Genomic DNA, 5,885 nt, shown 5'->3' on the forward strand with positions numbered 1-5,885 from the left:
ATGGATGTTGTCTTCAACTAGATCTGAAGATGAAATCCATGGAATATCTCCATTCCAAAAATTGGAATTAGATGATGAAGGAGTACCACCTCCAATAAAATCTCCTAAATCGGACAGTATTCTTTGTTCCCATTCTCCCTCAAACCCTGGAAATCTCAAATTTGGAACCTAAAACAAATAACATCCAGACTCCTAAATTTGAATACGTATAAATCCCAAATCTCAGTGATAAATTACATCATTTCATTACCTTTTGGTTTAAAACTTAAAATCAACATTAATGAACGAACAAAAAACATTAGTAGAAGTAGTAGGACTATGGAAAACCGACAAAAAACAGTATGTGAAGAAATCGAGTTTTTCGGCTTATGTACTGCTTATCGAAAACCATTTATTGCCTGTCTTTGGAGAACAAGCCTTAATCGAAGAAGCCCAAGTACAGGCCTTTGTATTGCAAAAATTGGAACAGGGCTTAAGTCAGAAAACCATTAAAGACATTTTAATTGTGTTAAAAATGGTGCTCAAATTTGGCGCTAAACATCAATGGATAACACATCTGCCTTTTGATATTCAGTTTCCTACAGACAGAGAAAAGTATAATTTAGAAGTGCTAAGTAGAGCCAATCAGAAAAAGATGATGCTATATATACAAGAGCACTTTACTTTCAAAAATTTAGGCGTTTATATCTGCTTAAGTTCAGGTATACGTATCGGCGAAGTTTGTGCGCTTACTTGGGAGGATATCGATACCGATAATGGTGTGATCAATGTGAGCAAGACCATTCAGCGTATTTATTTGGTTGAAGATGGTTTGCGTAAAACCGAATTGATACTAGATACTCCAAAAACCAAAAACTCCATTAGGGAAATTCCAATGAGCAGAGATTTGTTGAAAATGCTTAAGCCTTTTAAAAAGATTGTAAACTCATCTTTCTTCGTGCTTACTAACGATTCGAAGCCTACCGAGCCTCGCACCTACAGGGCTTATTATAAGAACTTAATGAAATCGCTAAATATGCCTGAACTAAAGTTCCATGGTTTGCGCCACAGCTTTGCTACAAGGTGTATAGAGAGTAATTGCGATTATAAAACGGTAAGCGTATTGTTGGGCCATTCTAACATTACCACTACTTTAAACTTATATGTACACCCAAATTTAGAGCAAAAAAAGAAGGCAATAGACCAGATGTTTAAGGGACTACGATAAATGTCAAAAGCTTAAAGTCTGAATTAGGACTAAGCAAATTAATGGACTGTAGGGTTTTGTTATCCTACAGTTATTTGCTGAATCGGAATTTTATGGTATCCCGTAATTTTTTATTTGTATAAATACATTATATTCGTTCAATCGAAAAAATGCTCAAATTGCCTAATCAAATATTTTCAGTGAAGATACTGGCTAATCCAAATAAGCCAATATTTACTTTTATAAAAAATATTATAGTATATTTTATTATACCAAAAAAAGATACTAAATTTGCACTAACAGTACTCGCCACGCTACCCATCAGAACAGCGTCCCAGGGCGGGTCTTTTGCTTTTGTAGACTTTTCAATAACTGATAGTAATCCCTCTAATATGTTAATCAAGGCATTTTTAGAGGGTTTTTCCTTTTGTAATATTATCGCCAATGATTTATAACAAAAATGCATTTACTATTGATGAGCATATTGCGCAACTTCAAGAAAGAGGATTGGTTATTGCAGATAAGGTATTGGCAGCACATTATCTTTCACATGTAAGTTATTACCGTTTAGCGGGCTACTGGTGGCCTATGCAAGCGGATAAAGAACAGCATAAATTTAAAGAAAATAGTAAGTTTGAAGATGTAATCCATCTTTATAATTTTGATAGGGAATTACGAATATTAATTTTCGATGCTATCGAAAAAATAGAAATTAGTTTACGAACAAAATTAATTTATCATTTGTCTCATGAGTTTGATCCCTGGTGGTTTCAGAATATAGCTATATTTCAGGATAGCGGTGCGCTTATAGAAACGCTTGCCAATTTGAAAGAGGAGATTGAACGTTCAAAAGATATTTTTATTAAAGAACATAAAAAAAGGTATAAAGAAGATTTAAGGTTTCCGCCAGCTTGGAAATCTTTGGAGATGACAAGTTTTGGTTCACTTTCTAAACTGTATGGCAATCTTAAAAATACCATCAAATCAAAAGATACTATTGCCGAAGAATTGGGAGCCGTAAATCATACCTATTTACCGAGCTGGTTACAGTCTATTGCGCAAATAAGAAATTATTGTGCGCATCATAGCAGGCTATGGAATAAGAATCTTCCGGGAACTCCGAAAATATTGTCTAGACCGCCTCATAGATGGCTGGTTGATGTTCCTACAGATACTCAAAAGCTATATCTTCACTTGTGTATCATTAGATATATGCTTAATATTATAGCGCCAGAGAATTCATTTGCGTTAAAGATGAAAGAATTATTAACTAGATATCCATCCGTAGATCCCAATGCTTTAGGTTTTAAAGTAAACTGGGAAAACGAAGCACTTTGGAATTAAATGGCTAAACAATCCGAACAAATATTAGAAGAGCAGTTAATCGCCAACTTGCAAAAGTTAGGTTACGATTATATCACTATAGTTAACGAACAGGCACTTATTAGCAATTTGAAGCTGCAGTTAGAGAAACACAATAAGGTGAATTTTTCTGAAGCGGAATTTGATAAGGTGCTTAACATTTTGAATAAGGGTACGGTTTTCGAAAAAGGGAAAACCTTACGTCAAAAACAACATATTGTTCGCGATAACGGCGATAATTTATATTTTGAGTTTTTAAACACAGAGCATTGGTGTCAAAATGAGTATCAGGTAACCAACCAGATTACACAAGAAGGTAAGTATGTAAACCGCTATGATATTACTTTGCTGATTAATGGCATGCCATTAGTTCAGATAGAATTAAAGCGCCGTGGTTTGGAAATGAAAGAGGCTTTTAATCAGCTTAATCGCTACCAGAGGCATTCGTTTAATGCCAATTACGCTTTGTATCAATATGTGCAGGTATTCGTAATTAGCAATGGTGTGAATACAAAATATTTCGCCAATAATCGCTACCAAGATTTTAAACAAACTTTCTATTGGACAGATATACAAAATAAACGAGTTACCAATTTGCTGGAAGGTTTTACTGATGCCTTTTTAGAGCCTTGTCATATCAGCAAAATGATATGCAAGTATGTTGTTTTAAATGAAGCCAATAAAATACCCATGATATTGCGCCCTTATCAATATTATGCTGTTGAGGCTTTAATTGAAAGGGTGAAAAATACAGCCAAGAATGGTTACATCTGGCATACCACAGGCTCTGGAAAAACCTTAACCTCCTTTAAGGCCAGTCAGATTTTAATGAAGTTGCCACAAATTCATAAAGTAGTATTTGTGGTAGATCGTAAGGATTTGGATTACCAAACGACTAAGGAGTTCAATAGTTTTCAAGAGGGGAGTATAGATGGAGCAGATAATACCAGTAACCTGGTTAAGCAGTTTACTGACAATTATATTGATAAAAAAGGCGAACATAAAAACTCAAAGTTAATTGTAACCACCATACAAAAACTAAATACTGCTATTAGTAAATTGAAGTATGAAGGCAAAATGGCTGATTTAAAAGATAAACGTATCGTGTTTATTTTTGATGAATGCCACCGTAGCCAATTTGGCGATACCCATCAACGCATTAAATCATTCTTTAACAATAGTCAGCTCTTCGGCTTTACGGGTACACCAATTTTTGCAGATAATGCCAATAAAAATGATTTAGGCAAACGTACCACTAAAGATTTGTTTGAAGATTGCTTGCATAAATATGTCATCACTGATGCCATTCGTGATGAAAATGTATTGAAGTTTTCGGTAGAATATGTAGGTAGATACAAACATAAAGATGGCAGGGAAACGGCTATTGACATTGAAGTGGAAGATATTGATACCACAGAGTTGATGGAAGACCCCAAGCGGCTTATCAAAATAGCTGATTACATTATTGCTCATCACGACCGTAAAACACAAAACAAACGCTTTACCGCTATGTTTTGCGTGGATAGTGTTAAAACCTTGATTAAGTATTACGAAATTTTTAAACGTAGAAAAATAGAGGGTACTCATGATTTAAAAATTGCCACCATTTTTAGTTATGCCAGTAACGAAGATGATGCAGAAGCGAATGGTTTTATACCAGAAGAAGTTTCGGTGGTGGAAGAACCAAGAGCATTATACGGTTTGCAAGTGCATAGCCGAGAAAAGTTAGACGAATTTATTGAAGATTATAACGCCATGTTTGGTAGTGCATACAGCACTAAAGACAGCGAAAGCTTTTATAATTACTACAATGATATTTCTGCAAAGATAAAAGACGGTAAAATTGATGTTTTGCTAGTGGTAAATATGTTTTTAACAGGTTTTGATAGTAAAACCTTAAACACGCTTTATGTAGATAAAAACCTTAAATACCATGGTTTAATACAGGCTTATTCGCGTACCAATAGGATATTGAATGAGCAAAAATCGCAAGGCAATATTGTTGCTTTCCGTAATTTAAAAAACAGAACTGACGAAGCAATAACCCTTTTTAGTAATAAGGATGCAATTGAAGTCATCATTATGCAACCTTATGAAGATTATACCCAAGAGTTTGAAAAAGCTTATGAAAAGCTAATTTCAATTGCAAGGTTTCCGGACGATGTAAGTGAGTTGGTGACAGAAGAAGAAGAACTTGAATTTGTAAGGGCATTTAGGAATGTCATGCGCATCAAAAACATCATGACATCGTTCGCTGATTTTAATTGGGACGACTTACAAATGGGCGAACAGGAGTTTGAAGATTTCAAAAGCAAATATCTTGACTTATACGATAAGGTAAAACAGGAACATGCCAAAGAAAAAGTATCCATTTTAGATGATGTAGATTTTGAACTGGAACTCATCCATCGTGATGAAATTAATGTCACCTACATTATCCAACTGCTGATTAAACTTAAAGCTGCCAATAAAGGTGATGACGAAAAGACCAAACGAGAGATTGCAAATTTGTTATCAACCGAAACTACTTTACGTAGTAAGCGTGAATTGATCGAACGCTTTATTGAAGAAAATCTGCCCTTAATTGAAGATACGGATGAGGTTACAGGAGAGTTTGATAAATTCTGGGACAAAGAACAAAAGCAGGCCTTTGAGAAATTAATTGATGAGGAAAAGCTATCTAAAGAAAAAACAGAGAGGCTAATAGAAGATTATCTGTTTGCCGAGAGAGAACCATTGACGGATGATTTGTTAGACTTGATTGAAGGGGAGAAACCGAGTATTCTTCAACGTAAGAAACGAAGGGATGGAATTTTGTTGCGCATCAAGGATTTTGTAGAAACATTTATTAATGGAATGGTAGGGTAATAGCTGATTTAATCTAACAAAACTCAAAGTATATCATAAAAAGATAGCTTTTCGAAAGAAAAAACAACGATATGAATAAAATCTTGTAGCTATCCATTAACATCAACTCTTCACTCCCTTCAGAAACACAAAACCCACCACACCCGATAGGATCGAAGCCGTTAGAATCGCAAAATCGCTTCCGAAACATGCAACACCTCACTAAAAGAAAACAGGGCGATAAAGATCGACAAGTTAAAACCGATTTATCTGTTAGCATTAGACAATAAGTGCAAAAGAACAAGAACGTAATCATCTTTTACCAACCCTTTATTTTTATATTTAAAAAGTCTTATCTGTTCACATCATCCATGAAGGATTAAGCTAAAGATTAATTCATATTTTAACTGTACTCATCAATGAAGAAAAAATTAATTGCTATCGTATTTTCTCCTGTCTTCCGCTGTTTTTTAAACCCTGAATAAACGGT

General features: G+C 34.6%; 4 protein-coding genes. 3 read left to right on the forward strand and 1 reads right to left on the reverse strand.

Translation table 11 applies throughout. The features are described 5' to 3' along the window. Window positions 1-280: 280 nt before the first annotated feature. Window positions 281-1,207: a tyrosine-type recombinase/integrase gene (locus AW17_RS22795; RefSeq protein WP_029280522.1), complete on the forward strand. Its 927-nt coding sequence runs from the start codon at window positions 281-283 to the stop codon at window positions 1,205-1,207. 166 nt (window positions 1,208-1,373) lie between these two features. Here AW17_RS22795 and AW17_RS24380 read toward each other — a convergent pair whose 3' ends face one another. Beyond that, window positions 1,374-1,631, reverse strand: coding sequence for a hypothetical protein (locus tag AW17_RS24380; protein ID WP_157280406.1), 258 nt, complete (start codon window positions 1,629-1,631; stop codon window positions 1,374-1,376). On the opposite strand from AW17_RS24380, the gene AW17_RS22805 reads away from it, so the two are divergent. Then, on the forward strand, window positions 1,631-2,530 hold the full coding sequence (locus AW17_RS22805) for an Abi family protein (RefSeq protein ID WP_029280526.1): 900 nt from the start codon (window positions 1,631-1,633) through the stop codon (window positions 2,528-2,530). The genes AW17_RS24380 and AW17_RS22805 overlap by 1 nt on opposite strands. Then, window positions 2,531-5,416, forward strand: coding sequence for a type I restriction endonuclease subunit R (locus AW17_RS22810; protein WP_029280528.1), 2,886 nt, complete (start codon window positions 2,531-2,533; stop codon window positions 5,414-5,416). Window positions 5,417-5,885 lie beyond the last annotated feature (469 nt).

Origin of the sequence: Pedobacter borealis DSM 19626, from assembly GCF_000708285.2 — a bacterium.
In the GTDB taxonomy this organism is placed as follows: domain Bacteria; phylum Bacteroidota; class Bacteroidia; order Sphingobacteriales; family Sphingobacteriaceae; genus Pedobacter; species Pedobacter borealis.